Here is a 1668-nt window from a genome sequence, read left to right as displayed (position 1 = left end):
GTAAGACCAACCAACATTCGATTTTATGCGGTAGATTTTATTTAGTTGTAGGGGGACATTACAATATGCGCAGTGTTACTTTAGACGCTTTAATACCAAGAGAAGATTTTGAAATTAATGAAAATGCAATTGGCGGAATAAGTAGAAATAAAACGACACTTTCTATTGAAGATTTAAAGTATGACTCATTTTTTTTTGGAGCTTTAAGAAAACCAGATTTCCAGAGAGAAACTAATGAATGGGATCCTGATAAAGTATTTTCTTTGATTGAAAGTTTTCTTAATGGTGAATTGGTACCAGCAATTATTCTTTGGAAGAATGAAAATGGATTTATTTTTGTAATTGATGGAGCCCATCGATTGAGCAGTCTAGGGGCTTGGATAAATGATGATTATGGAGATGGAGAAATTTCTCGTAAATATTACGACAAATTTATACCCGAAGAACAAAGAAAAATTGCTGAACAGACAAGGAAACTGATTAATGAAGGAATAGGAAGCTTTAAGGAAATTTTCAATTCAAGAAGATCAGTACATGGAATTAGTGAAGAGAAGTTACGTATTGCTAACCATCTTGGATCATTAGCATTACAAGTTCAATGGGTTGAAGGGGATTCAGGTTCGGCAGAAGATTCATTTTTAAAAATCAATCAATCAGCTACAAAGATTAGTGGTGCTGAATTAGAACTTATAAAATCACGTAATCAGGCTCATGCGATTGCTGCGAGAGCTATTGTTCGAGCTGGGAAAGGACATAAATATTGGTCGATTTTTGATAGTAATGAACAAGAAAGAATTCAAGAATTATCAAATCATATTCATTCCTTGTTGTTTGGAGATAGAGTATTCACTATGGATAATATTAATGACTTACCAATAGGAGGCTCTATTTCCTCTAACTTTACTTTAGATGTAGTAACACAAACAGTAAAAATATGTAATGGGATAACTAAGAAGGAAAACGTAGAAGAAGCAACAGGCAAGGCAGTAATAAAATTGCTTAAACGAACTTTAAATATAATAGAAAGGATACATTCAAAAAAACCCTTTTCCCTTGGATTACACCCATTTATTTATTTTTATTCAGATATTGGCAAGCATAAAGTGGGTTCATATTATGGGATGTTGGAATTAATAAAAATTCTAGAGAAAAATAATTTATTTAATGAATTCATATCGGCTAGAGGAGTATTTGAGGATACAATAAGAGAATATAGTTTTTTAATTCAACAGATAATTCGTAAGAATAGACAGAGTAAACGTGGAGTCAAAGAGTTAGCTCACTTCTATTTAAGTATTATTAATCTAATTAATAAAAAGAATTTTTCCTCGCCAAAAGATATTGTATTAGAAATAAAAAGAATGGATGATTTTAAGTTTTTACAAATTGATATAGTAGATAACGAAAAAAACAAGATGAAAGAAAATTTTTCAAGAGGGAAAAAGCAAATAATTAAAATTAATACTCTAGTGAAAAGTATTCCAAGATGTCCTATATGTAATGGATATCTTTCACCCGTTTCATCGTCTGTTGACCATATACAAAGAAAGCGGGAGGGTGGAACAGGCAATATTGGTAATGGACAATTGACACACCTATATTGTAATACCACATACAAAAATTAATTAAAAACCTCACTTACACCCATTATGGAGAACCGTATCATAA

At 31.2% G+C, this 1668-nt stretch carries 1 protein-coding gene; it reads left to right on the top strand.

Going from position 1 to position 1668, the window contains the following annotated elements:
- Positions 1-1625 (top strand): HNH endonuclease family protein (locus NIE88_RS21920; RefSeq protein ID WP_253065681.1); only part of this gene is annotated, 1625 nt, incomplete at its 5' end.
- Positions 1626-1668 lie beyond the last annotated feature (43 nt).

The sequence above is a fragment of the Sporolactobacillus shoreicorticis genome, from assembly GCF_024125445.1.
In the GTDB taxonomy this organism is placed as follows: domain Bacteria; phylum Bacillota; class Bacilli; order Bacillales; family Sporolactobacillaceae; genus Sporolactobacillus; species Sporolactobacillus shoreicorticis.
The sequence above is the reverse complement of the archived record's forward strand: the minus strand, read 5'-3'. Positions and strand labels throughout refer to the sequence as shown.